At 63.0% G+C, this 23,205-nt stretch carries 23 protein-coding genes; 12 read left to right on the top strand and 11 right to left on the bottom strand.

Annotated features, from left to right (window positions below; all coding sequences use genetic code 11):
- Positions 1-7 precede the first annotated feature (7 nt).
- From ACWPW0_RS05795 to rloA3, 4 genes are all read right to left on the bottom strand, one after another.
- A complete protein-coding gene (locus tag ACWPW0_RS05795; protein WP_447589849.1) occupies positions 8-1,480 on the bottom strand; it encodes an inorganic phosphate transporter in 1,473 nt (490 codons plus the stop codon).
- Positions 1,481-1,577: 97 nt separating this feature from the next.
- Positions 1,578-1,772, bottom strand: a complete 195-nt coding sequence (locus ACWPW0_RS05800; protein ID WP_447595556.1) for a hypothetical protein — start codon at positions 1,770-1,772, stop codon at positions 1,578-1,580.
- A 263-nt stretch (positions 1,773-2,035) separates the two neighbouring features.
- Complete coding sequence (locus ACWPW0_RS05805) at positions 2,036-3,292, bottom strand: NAD(P)/FAD-dependent oxidoreductase (RefSeq protein WP_454254706.1); 1,257 nt, start codon at positions 3,290-3,292, stop codon at positions 2,036-2,038.
- Positions 3,293-3,473: 181 nt separating this feature from the next.
- Entirely contained in the window at positions 3,474-4,004 is a 531-nt protein-coding gene (gene rloA3, locus ACWPW0_RS05810) for a retropepsin-like aspartic peptidase RloA3 (protein WP_454254707.1), read from the bottom strand.
- Positions 4,005-4,218: 214 nt separating this feature from the next.
- On the opposite strand from rloA3, the gene ACWPW0_RS05815 reads away from it, so the two are divergent.
- Positions 4,219-5,775 carry a sensor domain-containing diguanylate cyclase gene (locus ACWPW0_RS05815; protein ID WP_454254708.1) on the top strand — a complete coding sequence of 519 codons (1,557 nt, stop codon included), beginning with the start codon at positions 4,219-4,221 and terminating at the stop codon, positions 5,773-5,775.
- On the opposite strand, the gene ACWPW0_RS05820 is transcribed toward ACWPW0_RS05815, so the two are convergent.
- The gene (locus ACWPW0_RS05820) at positions 5,772-6,470 is read right to left on the bottom strand and encodes an aspartate/glutamate racemase family protein (RefSeq protein WP_454254709.1); all 699 of its coding nucleotides are present in this window, start codon (positions 6,468-6,470) and stop codon (positions 5,772-5,774) included. The genes ACWPW0_RS05815 and ACWPW0_RS05820 overlap by 4 nt on opposite strands.
- A 153-nt stretch (positions 6,471-6,623) precedes the next feature.
- Here ACWPW0_RS05820 and ACWPW0_RS05825 point away from each other — a divergent pair, with 153 nt between their 5' ends.
- Positions 6,624-7,508: a pseudouridine synthase gene (locus ACWPW0_RS05825; RefSeq protein WP_454254710.1), complete on the top strand. Its 885-nt coding sequence runs from the start codon at positions 6,624-6,626 to the stop codon at positions 7,506-7,508.
- Positions 7,509-7,826: 318 nt separating this feature from the next.
- Here the strand turns inward: ACWPW0_RS05825 and pdxR are convergent, their stop codons facing one another.
- Complete coding sequence (pdxR, locus tag ACWPW0_RS05830; protein WP_454254711.1) at positions 7,827-9,311, bottom strand: MocR-like pyridoxine biosynthesis transcription factor PdxR; 1,485 nt, start codon at positions 9,309-9,311, stop codon at positions 7,827-7,829.
- A gap of 109 nt (positions 9,312-9,420) precedes the next feature.
- Between pdxR and ACWPW0_RS05835 the strand changes: the two genes are divergently transcribed.
- The 5 genes from ACWPW0_RS05835 (at position 9,421) to ACWPW0_RS05855 (ending at position 14,819) form a co-directional block, all read left to right on the top strand.
- Positions 9,421-10,677, top strand: coding sequence for a benzoate/H(+) symporter BenE family transporter (locus ACWPW0_RS05835; RefSeq protein ID WP_454256697.1), 1,257 nt, complete (start codon positions 9,421-9,423; stop codon positions 10,675-10,677).
- A complete protein-coding gene (locus tag ACWPW0_RS05840) occupies positions 10,677-11,477 on the top strand; it encodes a YggS family pyridoxal phosphate-dependent enzyme (protein WP_454254712.1) in 801 nt (266 codons plus the stop codon). The genes ACWPW0_RS05835 and ACWPW0_RS05840 overlap by 1 nt, the downstream gene beginning before the upstream one ends.
- A 43-nt stretch (positions 11,478-11,520) precedes the next feature.
- Positions 11,521-12,705 carry an acetylornithine/succinylornithine family transaminase gene (locus ACWPW0_RS05845; protein ID WP_454254713.1) on the top strand — a complete coding sequence of 395 codons (1,185 nt, stop codon included), beginning with the start codon at positions 11,521-11,523 and terminating at the stop codon, positions 12,703-12,705.
- A gap of 60 nt (positions 12,706-12,765) precedes the next feature.
- The gene (glyA, locus tag ACWPW0_RS05850; RefSeq protein WP_454254714.1) at positions 12,766-14,052 is read left to right on the top strand and encodes a serine hydroxymethyltransferase; all 1,287 of its coding nucleotides are present in this window, start codon (positions 12,766-12,768) and stop codon (positions 14,050-14,052) included.
- 110 nt (positions 14,053-14,162) lie between these two features.
- On the top strand, positions 14,163-14,819 hold the full coding sequence (locus ACWPW0_RS05855) for a DNA-3-methyladenine glycosylase family protein (protein ID WP_454254715.1): 657 nt from the start codon (positions 14,163-14,165) through the stop codon (positions 14,817-14,819).
- On the opposite strand, the gene ACWPW0_RS05860 is transcribed toward ACWPW0_RS05855, so the two are convergent.
- Positions 14,816-15,733, bottom strand: coding sequence for an AraC family transcriptional regulator N-terminal domain-containing protein (locus ACWPW0_RS05860; RefSeq protein ID WP_454254716.1), 918 nt, complete (start codon positions 15,731-15,733; stop codon positions 14,816-14,818). The two genes, ACWPW0_RS05855 and ACWPW0_RS05860, sit on opposite strands and share 4 nt — an antisense overlap.
- Before the next feature lie 590 nt (positions 15,734-16,323).
- Between ACWPW0_RS05860 and ACWPW0_RS05865 the strand changes: the two genes are divergently transcribed.
- Positions 16,324-16,644 carry a putative quinol monooxygenase gene (locus ACWPW0_RS05865; RefSeq protein WP_454254717.1) on the top strand — a complete coding sequence of 107 codons (321 nt, stop codon included), beginning with the start codon at positions 16,324-16,326 and terminating at the stop codon, positions 16,642-16,644.
- Here the strand turns inward: ACWPW0_RS05865 and ACWPW0_RS05870 are convergent.
- Entirely contained in the window at positions 16,620-17,084 is a 465-nt protein-coding gene (locus tag ACWPW0_RS05870) for a hypothetical protein (protein WP_454254718.1), read from the bottom strand. The two genes, ACWPW0_RS05865 and ACWPW0_RS05870, sit on opposite strands and share 25 nt — an antisense overlap.
- Complete coding sequence (locus ACWPW0_RS05875) at positions 17,077-17,445, bottom strand: I78 family peptidase inhibitor (protein ID WP_454254719.1); 369 nt, start codon at positions 17,443-17,445, stop codon at positions 17,077-17,079. The genes ACWPW0_RS05870 and ACWPW0_RS05875 overlap by 8 nt, the downstream gene beginning before the upstream one ends.
- Here ACWPW0_RS05875 and ACWPW0_RS05880 point away from each other — a divergent pair.
- Positions 17,444-17,596, top strand: coding sequence for a hypothetical protein (locus tag ACWPW0_RS05880; RefSeq protein WP_447722245.1), 153 nt, complete (start codon positions 17,444-17,446; stop codon positions 17,594-17,596). The genes ACWPW0_RS05875 and ACWPW0_RS05880 overlap by 2 nt on opposite strands.
- A 51-nt stretch (positions 17,597-17,647) precedes the next feature.
- On the opposite strand, the gene ACWPW0_RS05885 is transcribed toward ACWPW0_RS05880, so the two are convergent.
- On the bottom strand, positions 17,648-18,247 hold the full coding sequence (locus ACWPW0_RS05885; RefSeq protein WP_454254720.1) for a short chain dehydrogenase: 600 nt from the start codon (positions 18,245-18,247) through the stop codon (positions 17,648-17,650).
- A 115-nt stretch (positions 18,248-18,362) separates the two neighbouring features.
- Here ACWPW0_RS05885 and ACWPW0_RS05890 point away from each other — a divergent pair, with 115 nt between their 5' ends.
- On the top strand, positions 18,363-19,292 hold the full coding sequence (locus ACWPW0_RS05890; RefSeq protein WP_454254721.1) for a LysR family transcriptional regulator: 930 nt from the start codon (positions 18,363-18,365) through the stop codon (positions 19,290-19,292).
- Between the two features lie 375 nt (positions 19,293-19,667).
- Here the strand turns inward: ACWPW0_RS05890 and ACWPW0_RS05895 are convergent, their stop codons facing one another.
- Positions 19,668-20,897, bottom strand: a complete 1,230-nt coding sequence (locus ACWPW0_RS05895; protein ID WP_454254722.1) for an NADH:flavin oxidoreductase/NADH oxidase family protein — start codon at positions 20,895-20,897, stop codon at positions 19,668-19,670.
- 80 nt (positions 20,898-20,977) lie between these two features.
- Between ACWPW0_RS05895 and ACWPW0_RS05900 the strand changes: the two genes are divergently transcribed.
- Complete coding sequence (locus tag ACWPW0_RS05900; protein ID WP_447589882.1) at positions 20,978-21,388, top strand: MerR family transcriptional regulator; 411 nt, start codon at positions 20,978-20,980, stop codon at positions 21,386-21,388.
- A gap of 371 nt (positions 21,389-21,759) precedes the next feature.
- A complete protein-coding gene (locus ACWPW0_RS05905; protein WP_454254723.1) occupies positions 21,760-23,145 on the top strand; it encodes a glutamine synthetase family protein in 1,386 nt (461 codons plus the stop codon).
- Positions 23,146-23,205 lie beyond the last annotated feature (60 nt).

A 23,205-nucleotide genomic window follows, 5' to 3' on the forward strand; every position in this document is an offset into this window, starting at 1 on the left:
TGAGCAATCAGCCGAACAGGAACGATGCCAGGCAGAACAGGCCAGCAGCCAGGCCCATGGACGCCGGCAACGTGAGCACCCAGGCCAGCAGGATGTTGGTTACGGTGCTGCTTTGCAGGCCGGTTCTGTTGGCGACCATGGTGCCGGCCACGCCAGATGACAGGACGTGCGTGGTGGAGACTGGCAGGCTGAAGACGTTGGCCATGCCAATGGCGCAGGCTGCGGTGATCTGCGCACTCATGCCCTGTGCGTAGGTCATGCCCTGCTTGCCGATCTTCTCGCCAACGGTCAGGACCACGCGTTTCCAGCCCACCATGGTGCCGATACCCAGCGCCAGTGCAACGGCGAGGATCACCCAGAATGGCGAGTACTCGGTGGTGGCGGTCAGGTCTTTGCGCAGCTTGTCGAGGTCGGCCCTTTCACGTGCTGGCAGGTCTTGCAGTTTGCTGACCTTCTTCGCCGAGTCGTCCAGGCACAGTAGGTAGCGGCGGGCATCGATGCGTTGGGTCTCGCTCAGCGCACGATAGTCCTTCACGCCTTCCAGCGTGCTGAGCAGGGCGGTAATGGTCGGTTCGGTAAGTTGCGGATCGCAGCGGAACTGCTTGGGCAGTTCGGTGTTGCCAGGTTTGCCGAGGGCCAGGTATTCGGTCAGCGTGGGTGCATTGCGCTGATAGAAGTCGTTGAGGTGAATGGCGGCATCACGGGTACGGTCGATCTGGTAGGTGGTGCTGTTCAGGTCCAGCACGAACTTGGCGGGCACGATGCCGATCAGGACCAGCATGATCAGGCCAATACCTTTCTGCCCATCATTGGAGCCGTGCACGAAGCTCACAGCCATGGCCGAAAGCACCAGAACCAGGCGGTTCCAGAAGGGGGGGTGCTTCTTGCCTTTGATTTCCTTGCGGCTTTCCGCGGTGCTGTGCATCTTCGATGCGGGTCGCCAGCGCTTGAGCGCCAGCAAAATCAGGGCGGCGACGACGAAGCCGGCAATCGGCGAAAGCAGCAGGGAAATGCCGATATCAATGGCCTTCTGCCAATTGACGCCGTCGCTCAGGTCGACATTGGTCAGCAATGCATTGGCCAGGCCGACACCCAGGATGGAGCCGATCAGGGTGTGCGAGCTGGAGGCCGGAATGCCGAAATACCAGGTGCCCAGATTCCAGGTGATCGCTGCGGCGAGCAGCGAGAAAACCATGATCAGGCCGTGGGCCGTGTTCACATTGATCAGCAGCTCGACGGGCAACAGGTGCACGATGGCATAGGCCACGCCGACGCCGCCCAGGAGCACGCCGAGGAAGTTGAATATGCCGGACAGAATGACGGCCAGATGCGCTGGCATGGCTTTGGTGTAAATCACCGTCGCCACCGCATTGGCCGTATCGTGGAAGCCATTGATGAATTCGAAGGAGAGCACGAATGCCAGGGCGAGCACCAGGCTCAGCGCCAGCCAGGCATCAAGCCCGCTGAATAATTCGAACATGAAGGTTAGGTGACCGACTCATGAAGGGGCGGCGATTATGCCAGATAACACCCCGTCTCGGCAGTCTAGACGCAATGCCAGTGGCGGTCAGTTGTCTTCAATCTGTTTCGCGGCTTTGCTCGATCTTCTGCAATTCCTGCTGGAATGCCTGATCGATAAGGCTTGGGCGTTTTCGCCAGGGCTTGCGCTCGGGGTCCGGTTGAGCGGCGTAGGTTACAACTTCTCCGCCGTATACATCCTTGTAACGTTGCGCCTGGCGCTCTAGTTCTGCGCGCAGTTCGTCTTTCGTCACGTGAGTACCTGATTTATCCATAAATCCGCCTGCTCCCAGTAGGGGTGAGGACGGATACTCGCGGGCTGTGCCGCGATACGAGGGATTATATCGTGCAGCAAGGTCATTGCCAGATATTAGCCACTCGGTTTCGCGGGCGTGTTAACGGCTATGACAAAGGCTGTTCTCATATCGTTCACATAGAATGTGCTGTGCACCGTCACAGTGCATGAAACATCTATGTGCCGCGACGTCCTTGTCTTGGCTTCATGACCGTGACCCTGTCAGGCGGCAGGCAGCAATTCCTTGAGGGCGATACTGTCGTCGGCCAATTGCTCGGGTGTGATGATCAGGCCTTCGGCGACCAGGCGCTTGGCAGCGATGAAGTCCTGCGGGCGATTGACCGTGTCGGCTGCGATGACTTTGCCGCCCTTGAGATAAAAGGCGGAAAAACTGTCGCTCTCTGGCGTGCCGCGCAGCACCAGTTGTTCGTAACCTTGCGACAGGCCAACCATCTTCAGCTTCAGCTCGTACTGGTCGGACCAGAACCAGGGCACCGAGGCATAGGCCTTGGGCTTGCCATTGATGGCGGCTGCTGCTACACGCGATTGTTCCAGGGCGTTGGGCACCGACTCCAGACGCAGGCGGTAACCGAGCAGGGCATTGGGGTGATTGGTGCAATCCCCCGCGGCATAGATGTCCGGGTCCGAGGTTTGCGCGTACTCGTCGACCAGAATGCCGTTGTCGACGTCCAGGCCGGCGGCCGATGCCAGTTCGGTATTGGGCAGCAGGCCGATTCCGACCACGACCAGGTCGGCCGGGAGACGTGTGCCATCGTTGCACAGTACGGCACTGACGCGATTGGTCGCCGGGTCGATCTCGACATCGGCCACCTGCACACCGGTGCGAATATCCACACCGGCCTCGCGGTGCTTGCGTTCGTAGTAGGCGGACAGCTCGCTGGCCGTGACCCGTTGCAGTACGCGAGGCAGGGCTTCCAGCACGGTGACCTTGAGCCCTTGTTGCACGGCCGAGGCAGCCACCTCCAGACCAATGTAGCCGCCACCGATCACCACCAGATTACGTCCGGCTTCGAACTGCGCGCGCATGCGTTCGCCATGATCGAGGGTGCGCACATAGTGGAAGTTGTCACAGCTTTCTGCGGCGGTTGCCTGCGGCACGGCAAGTGGCCGTGGTCGTCCCCCGGTGGCGATCACCAGCTTGCTGTAGGGCAGCGCGCGACCATCGGCCAGGAGCAGGCGCTTGCTGGCCCGGTCGATCTGTTCGACCCGCACGCCGCTGAGGATTTCCACATTGGCCCGGTCGTAGGCGGCCTGAGGCTTGATCAGCAGGCTTGTGGCAGCGCCAGCATTGGCCAGAAATGCCTTGGACAAGGGCGGGCGGTGATAGGGCAGGTGCACTTCTTCACCGATCAGCAGGATTCGTCCGGCCCAGCCCTCGTTGCGCAGGCTGGTGGCGAGTTCGCCGCCAGCATGGCCAGCGCCAATGATGATGGCCGTATCGGTTGCAGCGTCAGTCATGGATTACCTCTTGGAAAATGGCTAGCGGCACAGCCGTTCATTGATTGGCCGGCTGGCAGGGCGCCGGTTGTATGCATCTGCCGGGCCAAGTGGGGCCTAGTGTATGCATCTGCCGGGTCGGCGTCCCTACCGAACATGCCAATCAGTGTGCGTAGCACGCTGCAACTGTTTCCAGGGCTGCTCAGCGGGCAGCAGTTTCCTTGCTGCAGGTCGGTTTTGTCGTGAAGGTGCGGGAGACATCCACCAGGCCGAGCTGGGCCAGAGTTCGGCGGCCGATCAGCACGGGGTAATTCATCAGGCCGCGGTCGCTCAGGGTGAACGGCTCGGTATAGGTCTTGTTGCCGATGCAGATCTGCATGTCCACCACCGGGCGGCGTTCCTCACCGCCAGCGCCGCGTACCTTGACGTTGCGTTCGATCTGCCGCTCGAAGACCTGGCTGACCCGCTTGCCGGTTTTGCTGTTCTTGACCTCGACGGTGAAACGTACCCACTTATCGCCATTCTTCTCGAAACGTTCGATGCCCTCGGCATGCAATGATGAAGTCAGGGCGCCGGTGTCCATCTTCACTTTCACCGGGATGCCGTCGGGTTGGATCAGGCCATCCTCGACCCAGCCGACAACGTTGTTGGCCTGCGTAGTGGCCAGGGCCGGCATGGCGCACAGCAGTGCCAGCGCAATCAGGGTGCAGGGTTTGGCAATCAGTGATGTCATGAGTGGCTCCAGATGGAATGTTTGATTCAGGGTATCGGCTATCCCGTGAAGGGTTTGTCAACGAAGCCGGGACAAACGTTCGTCTTTGTGCGCCGTGAAGCTGCATCTCTGCTAACGTCGCTATGTATGGCCAGGCTACTGCGTCTGGCGGCGCGATATTCGACGCAGGATGAGATTCGGGTACCCATGGCGCATGGTTGATTCTAGGAAGCGCGTGACCACATGGTGGTGTTGGTTGCTCAAGCCAGCGGTCCTGCCATTGGCGCGAATGTTCGTGGTGCTGGTGTGCCTGTCACTGGTGACCACCGATGCCTGGCTGATCTGGAAAGCACGGGAAGTAAGGCTGCATGGCGCAGAGGTCGAGACCTCGAACCTGGCCGCAGCACTGGCCCGGCAGGCAACCGATAGCCTGAAGAAGGCTGATACGATTCTTATCGATATGGTCGAGCGGCTGCAGAATGACGCCGCTACCCCAGCACACCTGCAGCGCCTGCAACCTTTGTTGCAGCGGCATGTGCACGAGTTGGCCGAGCTGCATGGGTTGTTCGTCTATGGCCCCAATGGAGAATGGCGGGTGAGCTCGTTCGGTACGGTGCCCGCTGACGCCAATAACGCCGACCGCGAGTACTTCATCTTTCATCGCGAGCATCCTGACGATTACGGCCCGCACGTGGGCTTGCCGGTACGCAGCCGCACCACGGGCGAGTGGGTAATCCCCGTGTCGCGGCGTTTGCAGGATGAGCAGGGCGGTTTTGCCGGGGTAGCACTGGCGACGATTTCCATCGACTACTTCCAGCGTTTCTATGCCTCCTTCGATATCCGCAGCCATGGCAGCATCACCCTGGCGCTCAATAACGGGCTTATCGTGGTGCGCAGCCCGTATGTGGAACGCGCCATTGGCAGCAGTCTGGCCAGCGGGGTGATCTTCAGTGAGTTGCTGCCGAAAAGCCCGACCGGCACCGCCGTGCTGCCGTCGATCATCGATGGCACCTTGCGCCTGTACAGCTATCGGCAGATCCAGGGGTATCCGCTGGTGGTGATTGCTGCGCTGGGCAAGGATGACATCCTGGCGGACTGGCGTCGGGACGCCATTGCCCAGTTCCTTGTCGTGCTCCTGCTGGCGTTGATCCTCGGCCTGTTCGGTTTCTATCTGATCCACCTGATCAAGCGTGGACAGAAAACCGAAGCCGAGTTGCTGGCCACCCGTGATGCGCTGCGCGCCTTCAACCAGCGGCTGGAGAAACAGGCTCTGGAGGACGAGTTGACGCGCCTGGCCAACCGGCGCCGCTTTGCCCGTGCGTTGGAGGACGAATTTTCCCGGGCCGCGCGTTACCAGCGGCCGCTGTCGTTGATTCTGTTCGATGTCGATTATTTCAAACAGTACAACGATATCTATGGCCATTCCGCAGGGGACGAATGCCTACGCGCCGTCGCGGAAGCGATACGCAGTGGGCAGAAGCGTTCGGCTGATCTGGCGGCGCGTTATGGCGGTGAGGAGTTCTGCCTGTTGTTGCCGGAAACCGATGCCGAAGGTGCCTTGCAGGTCGCCGAGCAGGTGCGCGCGGCGGTCGAGGCGCTGGCGATTCCCCATACCGGTTGTCCCTGGAATACGCTGAGCGTCAGTGCGGGTGTGCGGACCTGTTCACCGGGGCAATGTGCGGCGACCGCCCAGGGCCTGGTGGAGGAGGCGGACAAGGCCTTGTATGCCGCCAAGGCGGCGGGGCGCAATCGGGTGGTGCTGTACGCGGCTGGCGCGCCCGTCGCCGGCTAGCTGGCGCCAAGGGCCCAGTCCGTGGCGGCTTGGGCATGCAATCGGGTGGTATCGAACAGCGGCGCAGAGGTGTCCTGCTGGCTGACCAGCAAGGCAATCTCGGTACAGCCGAGGATGATGGCGTCGGCGCCGCAGGCGACCAGTTCATCGATCACTGCGCAATAGACCTGGCGCGATGCCGGTCGAACCTGGCCCAGGCACAGCTCTTCATAGATCACCCGATGCACCTCCTGGCGCTGGGCCGCTGGCGGCATGAGCACCTCGATGCCATGCAACTGCTCCAGGCGTTCGCGGTAGAACGCCTGCTCCATGGTGAAGCGCGTGCCCAGCAGGCCAACCTTGCCGAGGCCGGCGGCCTTGATGGCGGCGGCGGTCGGGTCGGCAATGTGCAATAGCGGGATGCGCACTGCCTGCTCGATGATTGGCGCCACCTTGTGCATGGTGTTGGTGCACAGCACCAGCAGGTCGGCGCCAGCCACTTGCAGCCTGTGCGCGGCATCGGCCAGCAGGGCGCCAGCCTCGTCCCAGCGGTCGGCGTGTTGCAGGCGCTGCACTTCCTGGAAGTCGACGCTGAACAGAATGATGCGTGCCGAATGCAGGCCACCCAGGCGGGTTTTTACCTGTTCATTGATCTGCCGGTAATAGGGAATGGTCGACTCCCAGCTCATGCCGCCGATCAGGCCGATGGTCTTCATGATGATGCTCTCCGCGCAATGGCTGCATGGTGCGGCAAGGCCGCTTATGGGGAAAGGTACAGTCAGGTCGTGTGACTGTACCGTTCGGCCAGTAGCGCTTTTTGTCGGCCATCTGCGGAATAATGGCCGCCTTTGTCTTTCCATGAGTGGCCCATGTCCAGCATTCGCCCCAGTACCCTGCACCTGCCAGCCGGCGCCTGGACGACCGTGCTGGAGTGCCTGTGCGCGCATTTTCCGGCCATCAGCCGGGACACCTGGCTGGACCGCATGGCGCGTGGCCGCGTGCTGGATGCCGACGGTTTGCCTGTCGGGCCGCTGCATGGCTATCGCCAGGGCCTGCGTATCCAGTACTTCCGAGAAGTGCTGGCGGAGACACCGATCCCCTTTGTCGAACAGGTACTGCATGTCGACGAGCATCTGGTGGTGGCGGACAAGCCGCACTTCCTCTCGGTGATGCCGGCGGGTGAATACGTCGAGGAAACCCTGCAGGCTCGCCTGACCCGGCGCCTGGGCAATCCGCATCTGGTGCCGCTGCATCGCATCGACCGGCATACGGCCGGGCTGGTGCTGTTCTCCGCCAACCCGAGCAGTCGTGGTGCCTATCAGGCGCTGTTTCGCGAGCGGAAGATCGACAAACGCTACGAAGCCATTGCCCCGGCGCTGCCGCACCTGGATTTCCCTGTGCAGCGGGCGACTCGCCTGGTCGCCAGCGAGCCATTTTTCCGCATGCAGGAAGGGCCGGGTGAGGCCAATACCGAGACGCGCATCGAGGTGATCGAGCGCAATGGCGAGTGGTGGCGCTACCGCCTGTTCCCCGTGACCGGCAAAAAGCACCAGTTGCGGGTGCACATGGCGGCGCTGGGCGCGGGTATCTGCAACGACACTTTTTACCCGGCGTTGCGTGACGAGCGCGACGAGGCGGATGACTACAGCCGCCCGCTCAAGCTGCTGGCCCAGGCGTTGGCGTTTGTCGATCCGCTGACTGGGCAGGTGCGCACGTTCGAGAGTGGCCTGACGCTCGACTGGCCTGCGCACTGAGGTCGCTTAGGGACTGTTGGCGTTTCGACATGGATGGCCGGATCGAGGCAATTTCGGGCATTAGAGTTGGTGGGCTAAAGCCCACCCTACAAAAGCCGGGCCCTGCGTAGGGTGGACTTCAGCCCACCAATAGGCGCCTCATGAAACGCAAAGGCCGATTGTCCGCCATTGCCTCAAAGAGGCTCGCTCCGATGGCCGGATATGGAAATGGATTTCCATCCGGCTCAATGAGCTAAGCGGAACGTCAACATCCCTGGTGTGTTGTCGTATTGATTGGTATCTGATGCCGCCCTTTCATGCTCCTGGCACGAAACCTCATCAACGACTCAGCCGACGAAACACGGCGGCCAGCTTTCTGATCGCGATCTCCAGCTCCTCCGGCGTGTAGGCGGCGAAGCCCATGAGAAAGCCTGCTTCGCACGGCGTGGCCGCATGCAGCCCCGTCAGCCCCAGCAGGTCGATACCTTCCCGGCGTGCGGCGTCAAGAACTGCCTGTTCGGCTATCTCGCCGATCAGGACGCAGGGCATCTGCATGCCTCCGTGGGGCACCCGTGCCTCGACGAAGTCGCTCAGGTGCTCGTGCACCAGCCGGGCCAGTACGTCGCGCCGCTCGGCATAGACACTGCGCATGGCGCGCACGTGTGCGCCGAAGTGGCCGCCTTCCATGAAGCGCGCCAGGGTCAATTGCGCAATCGGCGCACTGTGGCCGTCCAGCAGGGTGCGCGCGATGGTCATGGGCGCGACCAGCGGGGGCGGCAAGACCAGGTAGCCGATGCGCAAGCCGGGAAACAGCGATTTGCTGAAGGTGCCGATGTACAGGGTCCGCTCGTACGGGTCGAGCCCCTGCACGCAGGCCGTGGGTTTTCCGGCGTAGTGGAACTCGCTGTCGTAGTCATCCTCGATGATCCAGGCCTGCTGCTGGCGGGCCCATTCGATGACGGCCAGGCGCCTGTCCAGCGCCAGTGTGGTCCCGCTGGGGAATTGGTGCGAGGGGGTCAGGAATACAGCCTTGGCCTGCTGCGTGGCGTGGCGCAGCTGGTCCACCTGCATGCCATCGGCATCCAGTGGCACCGGCAGGCACACCAGGCCGGCGGCGTCGAACGCCTTGCGCGCGCCGTGATACACGGGGTCCTCGATGAAAATGTGATCGCCGGCATCGAGCAGCACGCTGGCGCACAGAGTCAGGGCCTGCTGGGAACTGGTCAGGACCAGCACCCGCTCCGGTGTTGCCCGCCCGCCGCGTTCAAGGTTGACGTAGTCCGCAATGGCCCGCCGCAAGGGTTCCATGCCCTGTGGCGGGCTGTGCAGCAGGGCCTGCGTGCCATGCTCCTTGAGCACCTGCCGCCCCAGTCGCTCCCAGGTTTGCAGTGGAAAACTGCGGGTCTCCGGCACGCCGGGGGCGAACGGCCGAGGCGCGAGGAAGTCGCGTACGCCGCCGCCTGCGAACATGGCCGACCCGCGCTGGCTCAGGCGTAGCGGTGCCTGCGCCGGCCCGGTGGCGCGGGCGGGGCTGCGTCTGGGCACGCGCTGCGTGCGCTTGGACACGAAGCTGCCACTGCCCACGCGGCGTTCGATAAAACCTTCGGCATGCAATTGGCTGTACGCCGCCTCGACGGTGTCGCGCGAGACGCCCAGTGATTGCGCCAGCGCGCGGGAGGCGGGCAATGGCTTGCCGACGCCCAGGGCGCCCTCGAGGATCAACTGACGGATGGCCCGCTGGATACGTGCATGCAGGGGCAGGGCGCCATGCGCCGGGTCGCCGACCCAGGCTTTAACCGATTCGAGTTGGGCATGCTTGAACAATTGGCTGGTATCCATTGGTAAAAATGGTGGGGAACAACCATCCATTTTAGCGCTACAAAGCGGCTTCTCGATTACCTCGATCGAATCGTTTCCAGGGGCGCCTCAAAGCATGTCATCCGCCAACTCACATTCGCCCGTTCAGTGGGGCGATTTCATCCATCCCATCGTGGCAGGTCTGATCGCGGTCATCGTCAATTATGGCGGCACCTTCATCCTGGTGTTCCAGGCGGCCAGGGTGGCGGGCCTCGGCCCGGAATTGACGGCGTCGTGGGTCTGGTCGATTTCGATTGGGGTCGGTGTGACCGGCATCGTGCTGAGCTGGATCAGCCGCGAGCCGATCATTACCGCCTGGTCCACACCGGCTGCCGCGTTCCTCGTCACGGCCCTGGCGACCACGCCCTATGCGGAGGCGGTGGGCGCCTACCTGATCTCTGCGGCCGCCTTTGTGGTGCTCGGGTTGTCGGGCTGGTTCGAACGTGTCATCCGGCTCATCCCCGCAGGCGTGGCCTCCGGGCTACTGGCGGGCATCCTGCTGCAATTCGGCATCAACGCGTTCGGCGGGATGAGCATCGACCCCTTGCTGACCGCACTACTTATCGTGGCCTATGTGGTGCTCAAACGCTTCAGTGCCCGTTATGCGGTAGTGGGCTTGCTGGTGCTGGGGCTGGCTTTCCTGCTGTGGCAAGGGCGGGTCGACCTGTCCGGGCTGGAGTTGCGGCTCGCCGCTCCCGTCTTCACCCAGCCGGCATTCTCGCTCAATGCGCTGCTGAGCGTCGCGTTGCCACTGTTCCTGATCACGCTGACCGGACAGTACATGCCCGGCATGCTGGTGTTGCGCAACGATGGCTTCAAGAGCAGCGCCAACCCCATCGTGACCATCACCGGGCTGGGGTCGTTGCTGATGGCACCGTTTGGCTCACATGCCTTCAACATTGCCGCCATCACCGCGGCCATCTGCACCGGCAGGGAGGCTCACGAAGATCCTGCCAAACGCTGGCTCGCCGGCATCGCCGCAGGCGTCTTCTACATCCTCGTCGGGGTATTCGGGGTAACGCTGGCCGCCGTCTTCATGGCCTTTCCGGCGACTTTCATCACCACTCTGGCGGGGCTGGCTCTGCTGGGCACGATAGGCGGCAGCCTTGCCAGTGCCATGGCCGACGCGAAGGCTCGCGAAGCTTCGTTGATCACGTTTCTGGCTGCTGCGGCCAACATCAACCTGCTGGGTATCGGCGGCGCCTTCTGGGGGCTGCTGATCGGCCTGGTGGCCTATGCGCTGCTCAATGGTCGATGGCCGCGGCGGGCTAAACCGCAACAGGTGATTCAGCCTGACTCCACGTCTGCAACCAGAGAAGGAGCGACCAACTGATGCAAGACATCTCCGTTACACAGACCCGGCATGAACAGCACGGCCGTTATCCCCAGGCCATGACGGTCGAGGATTTTCGACGCAATCTGGCTGCGGTGCAGGCCCGTATCGACGCGGCCTGTCGTCGTGCCGGGCGCGATCCGGCATGCGTGCGGCTGCTGCCGGTCAGCAAGACCAAGCCGGAGGCGAGCCTGCGCCTGGCCTACGCGGCGGGCTGTCGGTTACTGGGCGAGAACAAGGTGCAGGAGGCCTACCAGAAGTGGGAGGCGATGGCGGACCTCGGCGATCTGCAATGGTCCGTCATCGGCCACCTACAGACCAACAAGGTCAAGCTGGTGGCGCGATTTGCGAGCGAGTTCCAGGCGCTGGACAGCCTGCGCGTGGCCGAGGCACTGGATCGGCGCTTGCAGGTTGAAGGCCGGTCGCTGGATGTGTTCGTACAGGTCAATACCTCGGGCGAGGCCAGCAAGTACGGCTTGCCGCCGGAGGACGTCGCGGCCTTCGTCAAGGAGCTGCCGGCGTTTTCCGCGCTGCGGGTACGCGGGTTGATGACGCTGGCGCTGTTCTCCAGCGAGGCCGAGCGGGTGCGCCAGTGCTTCATCCTGCTGCGTGGGCTGCGCGATCGATTGCGCCAAGGCGCGCCGGCGGGCATCGGCCTGGATGAACTGTCCATGGGCATGTCCGGCGATTTCGAAATCGCCATCGAGGAGGGCGCCACGGTGGTTCGCGTCGGGCAGGCCATTTTCGGCGCACGCGCCTTGCCGGACAGCCACTACTGGCCTGCTGGCGAAAAACCGTAACCCAGACAATACCCTTATCTGCAGCAGACTCGAGGACCCAGCCATGCAACCCACCGTTAGCCACCTGATGCGGGCTTATGCCCGCCAGCCTGTTTCCTTCGTGCGTGGCAGCGGCGCTCGCCTGTGGGATGAACAGGGTGTGGAGTACCTGGACGCCATTGCCGGCGTCGCGGTAACCAGCCTTGGCCATGCCCATCCCGAGATCGCCGCCGTGATCGCCGAGCAGGCCGGGATGTTGCTGCATACCTCCAACGTCTTTCGCATCGACTGGCAGGAGCGTCTGGGCGAGCGCCTGTGCGCATTGACCGGCATGCGCACGGCCTTCTTCTGCAATTCCGGCGCCGAGGCCAATGAGGCCGCGCTCAAGCTGGCAAGGCTGCACGGCCAGCGCAGGCAGGTGGCGCAGCCGAAGATCCTGGTGATGGAGAACGGCTTCCATGGCCGCACCCTGGCAACCCTTTCGGCCTCGGGCAACCCCGCGAAACAACAGGGCTTCGAGCCGCTGATGCCAGGCTTCCTGCGGGTGCCCTACGACGATATCGACGCGGTGCGGCGCATGGCCGAGCAGGTTCCCGACATCGTTGCCATCCTGATCGAACCGGTACAGGGTGAGGGCGGCATCCGCGTCGCCAGCGCCGACTACCTGCGGGCGCTGCGAACCCTGTGCGATCAGCACGGCTGGCTGTTGATGCTCGACGAAATCCAGGCCGGCATGGGCCGCACGGGCACCTGGTTCGGTCATCAGCATGCGGGTATCACCCCCGATGTCATGACCCTGGCCAAGGCATTGGGCAACGGCCTTCCCATCGGCGCCTGTCTGGCGCGAGGGCCCGCCGCCGACCTGTTCTCGCCCGGCCAGCATGGCTCGACCTTCGGCGGCAACCCGCTGGCGTGCCGTGTGGCCTGTTCGGTCCTCGACATCATGGCCCGCGACAAGCTGCCGGAGCGTGCCGCCGTACTCGGTGCCCGTCTGCTTGCCGGGCTGCAGGAGGCGCTTGGCGAGCACCCGGATGTCGTTGCCATCCGTGGTCAGGGCCTGATGGTCGGCATCGAGCTGAACAGGCCCTGCAAGGAACTGGTCGGCCAGGCACTGGCAGAGCAGCGCCTGCTCATCACCGTGACCCGCGACACCACCATCCGCTTGCTGCCGCCCTTGATCTGCGATGACGCGCAGATCGACGACATCGTGGTGCGTGTCACGCGCTTGCTGGCGTCGAACGCTGACTGACGGAACCTTCCCCATCACCCCCTCAGAATCACGTATCACGGACCACAGGACGATACCTCCATGCAGTACATTCCCCTCTCCGAGTTCGACCCCGAACTGGCCGATGCCGTCCAGAGCGAGGAGCACCGTCAGGAAGATCACGTCGAGCTGATCGCTTCCGAGAACTACGCCAGCCCGCAGGTGATGGCCATACAAAGCTCGGTGTTCACCAACAAGTACGCCGAGGGTTATCCCGGCAGGCGCTACTACAGCGGCTGCAACAACGTGGACGTGGCCGAGCGTCTGGCGATCGAGCGGGCCAAGGCCCTGTTCGACTGTGACTACGCCAACGTCCAGCCCCACGCGGGCGCCCAGGCCAATGCCGCGGTGTTCCTGGCGCTGACCAGCCCCGGTGATACCGTGATGGGCATGCACCTTGCGCAGGGTGGGCACCTGACCCACGGCAACCCGGCGAACTTCTCCGGTCGGCACTACAGGATCGTGCCCTATGGACTCGATACGGAAACGGGCTTGCTCGACTACGACGAGATGGAGCGCATTGCCCTGGAGACTCGCCCGAGGATGCTCATCGGTGGTTTCTCCGCCTATTCCCGTTACAAGGACTGGGCACGGATGCGCGCCATTGCCGACAAGGTGGGCGCAATCTTCTGGGTCGACATGGCCCACGTGGCCGGCCTGGTGGCTGCGGGCGAATACCCGAATCCGCTGCCGCATGCCCATGTGGTCACCAGCACCACCCACAAGACGCTACGCGGGCCGCGTGGTGGCATCATCCTGGCCAAGGGGCAGGGCGAGGATTTCTACAAGAAACTCGATTCCGCCGTATTCCCCGGCATCCAGGGTGGCCCGCTGATGCACGTGGTCGCCGCCAAGGCCGTGGCTTTCAAGGAGGCGCTCACCCCCGAGTTCAAGACCTATCAGCGGCAAGTGGTGATCAACGCCCGTGCCATGGCGGGTGTGATTCAGCAGCGAGGCTACAACATTGTGTCGGGCGGTACGGACAATCACCTGATGCTGATCGACCTGTCGGACAAACCCTATACCGGCAAGGATGCCGATGCGGCCCTGAGCAGGGCATACATCACCACCAACAAGAACTCGGTACCCAATGATCCGCGCTCCCCCTTCGTCACCTCGGGGCTGCGCATCGGCACGCCGGCCGTGACCACGCGCGGCTTTGGCGTGGCCGAATGCGAAAAACTGGCCGGGTGGCTGTGCGACGTGCTGGATGCCATGACCACTGCTGCAAGCGACGAGGTGGCAAGCCGGGTGCGTGAGCAGGTGGTGACCTTGTGTCGCGCTTATCCCGTGTACGCGCGGCTACCTGCTTCGGCATCTGTCATGTAAGTGCCTGAATGGTTGCCTGCAGGATGGCGAAATTGAAAGCGCGTTTTGGGGTTCCTCAGCGTCCACTAACGGTTAGGCTACTCGCTGCCCATAGATGACAAAGTTGCCCCATGAATACAGGTGTCAGCGGGAGGGATTATCAGGTGGCCGTCAGCCACCTGGCCGCAGTGGATGCAGATATGGCCCGGCTGATCGAGCAGGTCGGCCCCTGTCTGCATGAGGCCAAGCCGGCGCGTGAGCCTTACGAGGCATTGATACGGGCCGTGGCCTATCAGCAACTGCATGTGCGAGCCGGCGATGCGATGCTCGCTCGCCTGCTGGCGCTGTTTCCGGGGCAGCCCTTTCCTGGTGCCGAGCAGGTGCTGCTGATTGCGCCCGACACCCTGCGCGCCTGCGGCTTTTCCGGGCGCAAGATCGAGACCCTGCATGCCATCGCCGCTGGGGTCATCAGCGGCCTGGTGCCTTCCCTGGACGAGGCGCAAACGCTGGATGACGAGGCGCTGGTGGCGCGCCTGACCAGCCTGAGGGGGATCGGTCGCTGGACCGTGGAGATGCTGCTGATCTACACCTTGCAGCGCCCGGATATTCTGCCCGTGGATGATTTCGGCGTGCGTGAAGGCTATCGCTTCATCAAGGCGCTCGAACGGGCGCCGACGCCTAAACAGTTGCAGGCGATGGCCGAGGCCTGGAGCCCGTTTCGTACGGTGGCGGCCTGGTACCTGTGGCGGGTGCCGGCATTGCCGCACTACCGTAAACCGGGGCGCTAGCCCGTATTGCGCAGGCGGGCCAGGTCACGCAGCGGTGGTGCGCCGAACAGGCGGCTGTATTCGCGGCTGAACTGCGAAGGGCTTTCGTAGCCGACGCGATAACCGGCCGCGGCGACCTCCAGGTTTTCGCAGAGCATCAGGCGGCGGGCTTCCTGCAGGCGCAGTTGTTTCTGGTATTGCAGCGGGCTCATGGCGGTGACGGCCTTGAACCGATGATGCAGGGCCGATGGGCTGAGGTTGGCGACTCGGGCGAGGTCTTCGATGCGCAGGGGTGCCTGGTAGTTCTGGTTGAGCCAGTCGATGGCGCGGGTGACCCGGTGGGTCAGGCTGTCGGTATTGGTGATGTCGCGCAGGATCTGCCCGCTGGGACTGCGCAGGAGGCGGTAGATGATTTCCCGGCGGATCAACGGCGCGAGCATGGCGATATCGCGTGGGGTATCGAGCAGCCTGATCAGGCGCAACACGGCGTCGAGCAGGGGCGCATCGAGACGGTCCACGTAGACCCCGCGGCTATTGCTGTTGGTGACGGCCATGGGGCCGGCTTCGGCGATCAGGCTGCTGATTTCGGCGGGGTCGATGTTCAGGCGCAGGCTGAGGTAGGGCTCGGTAGGCGAGGCCACGGTGACCTGGCTCGTCACCGGCAGGGCCACTGAGGCCACCAGATAATGCAGTGGGTCGTAGATGAAACGCACCTCATCCAGGTCCACGACTTTTTGTCCTTGCGCGATCAGGCATAGCGCTGGCTGACACAGGTCGTGATGCCCCATGGGAGAGGGCATGCTGGTGCGAAACAAGGCCAGTTGGCTGATTGCCGTCTGGTGCATGCCATCTTCCTGGGTGATGCGGCTGATCAGTTCGGCCAGGGTGCGGTGCTGGCTTTCGATATCGGCCGTGGTAGTCGACGGAGTGGGCATGCTGTGACCTCGCTGCAAACGTTGCCGAAGGATACGTCAGCCCCTTGTTGGCGTCTTCGCACTGGGCAGGATTGGGCAATCACGGTGCAGAATCGTGCTAGTTGTCGCGTACTCGGCATTGCGCTTAATAAGGAGCTGATGCACTGCCACAGTGCAAGCGGATGAAGGATGCGCGCGGAGTGAGCAAGGTATTTGACCAGTGCTGCTTTTTTGCAGGATCAGGCAAATCTCCTGCAGCAATCGACTAATACCTGGTCGCGCTTTTCTTTCATCCTGTCTCTCGTTGTTGAGGGGGTAAACCACGCGTTAGTGCTTACTGGCCGCAAGACCCGACCTCGTGGCGGATGCTAGCGGCTGTCACGTTTCGCTGTAACTCATTTCAAGCAGGCTTCTTTGAGGCAACGGCGGACAATCGACTTTTGCGTTTCATGAGCGCCGATTGGTGGGCTGAAGCCCACCCTACGCAGGGCCCGGCTTTTGTAGGGTGGGCTTTAGCCCACCAACTCTGATGCCCGAAATTGCCTCGATCCGGCCATCCATGTCGAAACATACACAGAGCCTGTTTGCTCGTATTCAAAGGAGGAACACGCATGACTCATGCAATCAGCCTTGCTCGAATCCAGGCCAACTTCGGGTGCAGCGAAGCCGTTGGGCCCTGTCTCGCCGAACTGGTTCGTTGCAGCCGCGCCGATGAGGGATGTCTCGGTTACGAGCTGCAATGTAATGACGGGCACGATACCTGGATGTTGCGAGGGGAGTGGGCCAGCGAACAGGCGCTGATGGCTCATCTGCAGCAACCGCATGTGCAAGTGCTCGGGCAGTTGCTGGCCGGGGGGCTGGTGCGTCACCTGGCACTGCACAGCGAAAACCCGGGTGCTCTGGAGTCCTATTCGTCCGGGGTCGCGCTGTAGCGATAGGTGCCACTGACAGCATCCACTTCCACGCGAAAGTGCAGGACCTGATCATCATGGCCGCTGACGGCGGTACCGCTCAGGTCAAGTGTCGCCTTGCCGTCACTGCTGCAGTGCAGGTCGCTCAACGACTGTTCGGCATGGTCATTGTTGAACTCGACGAAGCCGAAACCCTCGACAATCTGGAAGGCCGTGCCGCTGGCGTTGATCTCGATACGGTCGACGAACAGCAGGTTCTGGCCATACAGCGAGAAACGCAACAACCGGAACTCCCCGCTGCGCTCACCGATTTGCCAGTCCCCACAGCGTTGCAGTTCCTGCAGGCTGCCGAACTGGTCGCGGGCTTCGCCATAGCTGACTTCCCGGCCCAATGCGGCTGCGGGCTGGCTCAGGCTGGTGAGCAGCAGCACGCAGCCGAGGGCGCGCAGGCCATTAGCCACAGTTGATACGCAGAATTACACCCGCATCGCTGGTATCGATGTTCAGGCGTTGAGCGTTGTAGTCCATGGTCACGGCCTGGTTCGGTGTGGTGACGCGCAGGTAGCTGGCGCGGGCATCGTCACGGGCCTTCTGGGCGAGTTGCACGGTGACTGTTTTGCCAACCAGGTTTTGCACGCCATCGGCGTCGCAGCGGTCATCGAATTTGGCTGTCGGCCGGCTCAGCAGGGTGTCGTCAACCTCGGCAGCGGCTTGGTCTGCCGGGGCGGTTGCAGTGGCGGGGGCTTTTTCGGGGGTGCTGCTGCAACCCGTGAGCAGGGCCAGGGCGAACAGGGCAGGGAAGATGTAAGCATTGCCGGTCATGGCGATTCCTTATTCGATGAAGAACGGCGTGGTGATTCAGCCGTTGCTGCCATTGAACACTGAAAGCCGCCTGATGGGCAGTCGTACGGGCGCTCTTGCGCCGTCGTCGATCGGGATTTTTTGGTTTCGTCTGGTTTCAGCGTTCAGGTAGTCCGGCCTCAGGGGAGCAGGGTTCGCCCAGAGGCCGATCAGGGGCACGCGTTTACAGAACCTTATAGACCTGACCGGTCTGGTGACCTTCCGCGCTCTTGGCATAGGCGAGCGCCACGGTGGCGGCCGGTACGGCTTTGAAACCGCGGAAGTAGGGCGCGTAGCCTGGCAGCGACTCCTGGAGCACGGTCGGGCTCACGCTGTTGATGCGCAGGCCGCGAGGCAGTTCGATGGCCGCGCCGCGCACGAAACCATCGAGCGCGGCATTGACCATGCTGGCCGAGCTGCCGTGGCGAATCGGGTCTTCGCTGAGTACCCCGGAGGTCAGGGTGAAGGAGGCACCATTGTTGGCGAACTCGCGGCCGATCAGCACCAGGTTCACCTGGCCCATCAGTTTGTCCTTGAGGCCAATGGCGTAGTGGCTGTCGTCCAGCTCTTCCAGCGCACCGAAGTGCACGTTGCCGGCAGTGCTGATGAGTGCGTCAAACGGGCCGGTCTGTTCGAACAGGCGGCGGATCGAGGCGGTATCGGTAATGTCCACTTGCAGGTCGCCACTGTTGCGGCCGGCGCGGATGATCTCGTGGCGCTCGCGCAGTTCGTGTTCGACGGCTTTACCGATGGTGCCGCTGGCGCCGATCAGGATGATCTTCATGGCTATGTCCTCGGGGTGATTGAAGTGACGACCTCAGTCTAGGCGGACGGTTGTTGCCAATAATCCAGGCAATGTGAAACCTTTGGTTCTCATTGGGAAACAATTGGGTGCCGACATGAGCGACCTGGAAGACCTGGTGGCATTCGCCGTGCTGCTCGATGCCGGCAGCTTTACCGCAGCCGCCGAGCGGCTGGGTTGCAGCAAGGGGCAGTTGTCCAAGCGCATCAGCCAGTTGGAGCGCTGCCTGGGCAGTGTGTTGCTGCACCGCACCACACGCCGCCTTCACCTGACTGCCGCAGGCGCCGCCTTGTTGCCCGAGGCGCAGGCGTTGCAGGTTCAGGGGTTGCGCGCGCGACAGGCGGTACAGAGCCTGCAGGAGGAGGTCACGGGCAGCGTGCGGCTGACCGTTCCCGTGTCGTTGGGGGAAACCTTCTTCGATGCGCTGCTGGTGGATTTCGTCCGTCAGCACCCGCAGGTGCGGGTCGAGCTGGATCTGTCCAACAACTACCGGGATCTGGTCGCCGAGGGATTCGACCTGGGCATCCGCTCCGGCCAGCAACTCGACGAACGCCTGGTGGCCAAGCCGCTGTTCGCCTTGCAGGAAGTGACCTGCGCGGCACCGGCCTACCTGAACGAGCGAGGCACGCCGCTGACTCCTGCGGAACTGGCCACACACCAGTGCCTGCTCAATACCCACTACAGTGGCTTCGAGGAGTGGTTGTACCACCGCCAGCACCAGTTGGAGCGGGTGCAGGTGCGTGGCGGGTTGGCGAGCAACCACTACAGCCTGTTGAAGAAGGCGGCGCTGAGTGGTGCCGGCATCGCCCGCCTGCCGTCCTACATGGTGCAGAACGAGCTGGCCGATGGTCGGCTGCTCTGGCTGCTGCGCGACTACCAGACGCGCAGCACGCCGGTGTTTCTCGTTCATCCCTGGCAGGGCACGTTGCCGCGCCGCACCCAGGCCCTGGCCGATTACCTGCTGGGTTGGTTCGAGCGCAGCCGGCAGGTGCTCGATGGACTCGATAGTAGTCCGATACGGACCTAGGGTATGTTCCCGTTTCGCTTCAACTCATTGAATTGGATGGAAATATACGTCCAGTCCAGCCCTTCGAATGGACTTCTTTGAGGCAGTTGTGGACGTTCGAGCTTTGCGTTTCATGACGCGCCGGTTGGTGGGCTAAAGCCCACCCTACAGAGTTGCGCCCCCGCGTAGGGTGGGCTTCAGCCCACCAGCTGCGGTGTCCGCAATTGCCTCGATCCGGTCATCCTTGCTGAAACGGCACCAGACCCTCGGCTCTGTACGGAAAGTGCCTGCGCTCGGTAATGCTGCGTTTAAAACGGGTTCGGCAAGCCGCGTGCGGCTAACGCACTTCAGTGCGGCACTCGCCTGACCTGCGCTCGCCGACTGTTCGTACAGAACCTAGGCCTGCTGCCCCATCCAGCGTTTGTACTGGCGCGTGCGGCGCAGGGTTTTCCACTGCTCGCAGAGCAACGCGCGCAAGGGGGAGACCTGTGGGTCAGGCGTGGCGCCTCGGGCCATGCGGCGCATCTGGTACTTGACCCGCGCCATGTTGGCCAGCGAGGCCAGTGGCTTGTGCTTCCAGGTGATTGGCGCCAGTTCGGGGTTGCTGTCCTGACCGTGTCGCCACTGGTTTGGCAGGGCCGGCTCGATGGCCAGGGCCGTGGCGATACCAGCCATGGCCACGCCACTGGCGAGCACCTGTTCGACGACCGCCCGACGACGGATACCGCCAGTGACCATCACCGGCATCCGGGCGATGGCCGCGACCTGGCTGGCGAAGTCGAGGAAATAGGCTTCGCGTGCCAGGGTACGACCGTCGCGGGCTTCACCCTGCATCGCCGGGGCTTCGTAGCTGCCGCCGGACAGCTCGACCAAGTCCACGGCCTGTTCATTGAGCATCTGCACCACGCGCTGTGCGTCGGCGGCTTCGAAGCCACCGCGCTGGAAATCGGCCGAGTTGAGTTTGACCGCCACGCAGAAGTCCGTGGCAACTGCCGCGCGTACCGCCTTGACCACATCCAGCAGCAGGCGAGCCCGGTTCTCCAGGCTGCCGCCCCAGCGATCCGTGCGGGTATTGCTCAGGGGCGAAAGAAACTGGCTGAGCAGGTAACCGTGGGCGGCGTGGATCTGCACACCACTGAAACCGGCCTGCTCGGCCAGTTGCGCGGTGCGTACGAAACGCTGGATCAGCTCGCTGATTTCCGTTTCGTCGAGTGCCTTGGGCAGCGGGAACATCTTCGACAGCCCGCCCAGTTCCAGGGCGATGGCCGAAGGCGCCACGGTCTGCTGGCCCAGGTTGGCCTGCATCTGCCGGCCAGGGTGGTTGATCTGCATCCAGAATTGCGCGCCCTGAGCCCGGCCGATACGCGCCCACTGGCGGAATTTCTCCAGTTGCCGATCATCTTCCAGCACCACACCGCCAGGCCCGGTCATGGCGCGCCGGTCGATCATCACGTTACCGGTCAGCAACAGGCCGGCGCCGCCTTCGGCCCAGGCCTGGTACAGGCGCATCAGTTCTATCGATGGCCCCTGCGTGGCGTCCGCGAGGTTTTCCTCCATGGCGGCCTTGGCAATGCGATTGGGGATAACGCTGCCGTTGGGCAGTTGCAGCGGTTGGAACAGGGGCATGATGGCGATCCGGTGGTGGCTGACAGCATGAGCCTAAGGTTAAAGTTAACTTTAATGTCAATACACCCTGGGAGGCTTTCATGAAAATCGGTGAGCTGGCCAAACGCAGTGGCCTGGCGCCTTCGCGTATTCGTTTCTACGAGAGCAGCGGGCTGATTACCGCGCAACGGCAGGCCAACGGCTACCGCGATTACCCGGAGCAGGTGGTGCAGACGCTGGATATCGTCGCCTCTGCGCAGCAGGCCGGGTTCAGCCTCGAGGAAATCCGCAGCATGCTGCCGGATGCCGGTCAGCGGGGCTGGTCGCATGAGTCCTTGCTCGCCAGCCTGCAGCGCAAGGTGGGGGAGATCGAGGCCATGCAGGCGCGCCTGGCGCAGAACAGGATGAAGCTGCTGGCCGTCATCGACAGCCTGAATAATCGACCGGAAGGTGTTGCCTGTACGGAAAACGCCGAGCAGGTGCTGGCACAGATTCGCGGGCGAAATGTTTAGCCGTTCATTATCTGAACGTATAAAAAATCGAATTTAACCCTTCCTGAATGCCGTGCGAGTCTTCAAAACCATGAGCTCACCAATGCCCTCCCCCCGAGAGTCCGCTGACACCTTCCCCCCAAGGATGCGGCTCTGCGTTGGCGACTCATCCTCCTCGCGCAACGTGCTCCTGGCCTTTTGGGCCCTGTGGCACTGCCGCCATGCTCGCCCGCCGGATACCACGCTCGCCCACTGAATGAGCCAGGCGGCTGCATCCTGTTTGCGGCCTGCCTTTCGAAACAGTTGTCTGCCTTGCCTTGCCCGTCTGGAGTGACGATGGAGGGCCGTGCAGCAGACAATGCGGCCTGTGTGGGCCGCCAAGCGAGAACACCATGAATTTCGCCCCTGTAGAGGACGCCAGGTCTTTCCTGGACCTGAATCCCGATATCGAGATGGTCGAGTTGTTCATCCTCGACGCCAACGGTGTGCCACGCGGCAAGCTGCTGCACCGCGAAGAGTTGCTGGCTGTTTATGCAAGCGGTCGACCGCTGCCGAGCACGATTCTTGGGCTGAACATGCACGGCGAGGATGTGGAAAATTCCGGACTGGTTTGGGATGTTGGTGATATCGATTGCCGCGCCTATCCACTGGCCGGCAGCCTGGTGCGCCTGCCCTGGCGCAAGATTCCCACCGCTGCGTTGCAGGTCAGCATGCACCCCACCGAGGGCATGCCGGCCAGCGTGGCGGACCCACGCCACCTGCTGGTCAAGGTGATCGACCAGCTCAAGGCTGACGGCTACCACCCGGTGATGGCCTGTGAGCTGGAGTTCTACTTGCTCGACCAGCAACGCGATGCCAATGGCCGGCCGCAGCCGGCGCGTGATGCCGATGGCCAGCGCCCGCGTAGTACCCAGGTCTATGGCCTGCGCGAACTGGAGCAGATCGAACCGTTCCTGGCAGACCTGTACGCCGCCTGCAAGCTGCAGGGCATTCCAGCGCGTACGGCGATCTCCGAATACGCGCCAGGCCAGGTGGAAATCACCCTGGAGCATGGCGATGCCCTGATGGCGATGGATCAGGCCGTGCGCTACAAGCGACTGGTCAAGGCCGTCGCCAATAAGCACGGCATGCAGGCCTGCTTCATGGCCAAGCCGTTCGACGATATCGCCGGCACCGGCATGCACATGCACGTCAGCCTGGCCGATGGCGAGGGCCGCAACCTGTTCGCCAGCGAGCTGGACGAGCTGCGCCAGGGCATAGGCGCCGGCACGTCACTGCTGCGCCAGGCGGTGGGCGGCATGCTCGAATCGCTGCTCGATTCGTTGTTGCTGTTCTGCCCCAATGCCAACTCCTACCGGCGCTTCCAGGCCAACAGCTATGCGCCGCTGGCACCGACCTGGGGCGTGGACAACCGCACCGTCAGCCTGCGTGTACCTGGCGGGCCGGCCAACACCCGGCATATCGAGCACCGCATCTGCGGCGCCGATGCCAACCCTTATCTGGCGGCGGCGGCGATTCTTGCCGGTATCCACCGTGGCATTCGCGAGCGGATCGATCCAGGCGAGCCCACTGCCGGCAACGGCTATGCCCAGGCCAAAACCCTGCTGCCCACGGATTGGCTGACGTCGCTGCAGGCCCTGGAAAAGTCCAGTTGGGCCCGCGATGCATTGGGCCAGGAATTCCTTCAGGTGTACCTGGCGATCAAACGCGCCGAGTATCGTCAATTCATGGGCGAGGTGGGTGAGCAGGACTGGCGCTGGTACCTGACCCACGCCTGAGCACGATTCGTCGGGTGCATGTGGCCGTACAGGCGGTGTGCCCCTCCTAGCATTTACGGC

The sequence above is a fragment of the Pseudomonas sp. Marseille-Q8238 genome (assembly GCF_965111915.1).

What these genes read in the sequence shown, in the direction of transcription:
- ACWPW0_RS05795 (WP_447589849.1), bottom strand. Translation starts at nt 1,480, where the DNA reads ATGTTCGAATTATTCAGCGGGCTTGATGCCTGGCTGGCGCTGAGCCTG.
- ACWPW0_RS05805 (WP_454254706.1), bottom strand. Translation starts at nt 3,292, where the DNA reads ATGACTGACGCTGCAACCGATACGGCCATCATCATTGGCGCTGGCCAT.
- rloA3 (WP_454254707.1), bottom strand. Translation starts at nt 4,004, where the DNA reads ATGACATCACTGATTGCCAAACCCTGCACCCTGATTGCGCTGGCACTG.
- ACWPW0_RS05820 (WP_454254709.1), bottom strand. Translation starts at nt 6,470, where the DNA reads ATGAAGACCATCGGCCTGATCGGCGGCATGAGCTGGGAGTCGACCATT.
- ACWPW0_RS05825 (WP_454254710.1), top strand. Translation starts at nt 6,624, where the DNA reads ATGTCCAGCATTCGCCCCAGTACCCTGCACCTGCCAGCCGGCGCCTGG.
- ACWPW0_RS05835 (WP_454256697.1), top strand. Translation starts at nt 9,421, where the DNA reads ATGTCATCCGCCAACTCACATTCGCCCGTTCAGTGGGGCGATTTCATC.
- ACWPW0_RS05840 (WP_454254712.1), top strand. Translation starts at nt 10,677, where the DNA reads ATGCAAGACATCTCCGTTACACAGACCCGGCATGAACAGCACGGCCGT.
- ACWPW0_RS05845 (WP_454254713.1), top strand. Translation starts at nt 11,521, where the DNA reads ATGCAACCCACCGTTAGCCACCTGATGCGGGCTTATGCCCGCCAGCCT.
- glyA (WP_454254714.1), top strand. Translation starts at nt 12,766, where the DNA reads ATGCAGTACATTCCCCTCTCCGAGTTCGACCCCGAACTGGCCGATGCC.
- ACWPW0_RS05855 (WP_454254715.1), top strand. Translation starts at nt 14,163, where the DNA reads ATGAATACAGGTGTCAGCGGGAGGGATTATCAGGTGGCCGTCAGCCAC.
- ACWPW0_RS05860 (WP_454254716.1), bottom strand. Translation starts at nt 15,733, where the DNA reads ATGCCCACTCCGTCGACTACCACGGCCGATATCGAAAGCCAGCACCGC.
- ACWPW0_RS05865 (WP_454254717.1), top strand. Translation starts at nt 16,324, where the DNA reads ATGACTCATGCAATCAGCCTTGCTCGAATCCAGGCCAACTTCGGGTGC.
- ACWPW0_RS05880 (WP_447722245.1), top strand. Translation starts at nt 17,444, where the DNA reads ATGGCGATTCCTTATTCGATGAAGAACGGCGTGGTGATTCAGCCGTTG.
- ACWPW0_RS05875 (WP_454254719.1), bottom strand. Translation starts at nt 17,445, where the DNA reads ATGACCGGCAATGCTTACATCTTCCCTGCCCTGTTCGCCCTGGCCCTG.
- ACWPW0_RS05885 (WP_454254720.1), bottom strand. Translation starts at nt 18,247, where the DNA reads ATGAAGATCATCCTGATCGGCGCCAGCGGCACCATCGGTAAAGCCGTC.
- ACWPW0_RS05890 (WP_454254721.1), top strand. Translation starts at nt 18,363, where the DNA reads ATGAGCGACCTGGAAGACCTGGTGGCATTCGCCGTGCTGCTCGATGCC.
- ACWPW0_RS05895 (WP_454254722.1), bottom strand. Translation starts at nt 20,897, where the DNA reads ATGCCCCTGTTCCAACCGCTGCAACTGCCCAACGGCAGCGTTATCCCC.
- ACWPW0_RS05900 (WP_447589882.1), top strand. Translation starts at nt 20,978, where the DNA reads ATGAAAATCGGTGAGCTGGCCAAACGCAGTGGCCTGGCGCCTTCGCGT.
- ACWPW0_RS05905 (WP_454254723.1), top strand. Translation starts at nt 21,760, where the DNA reads ATGAATTTCGCCCCTGTAGAGGACGCCAGGTCTTTCCTGGACCTGAAT.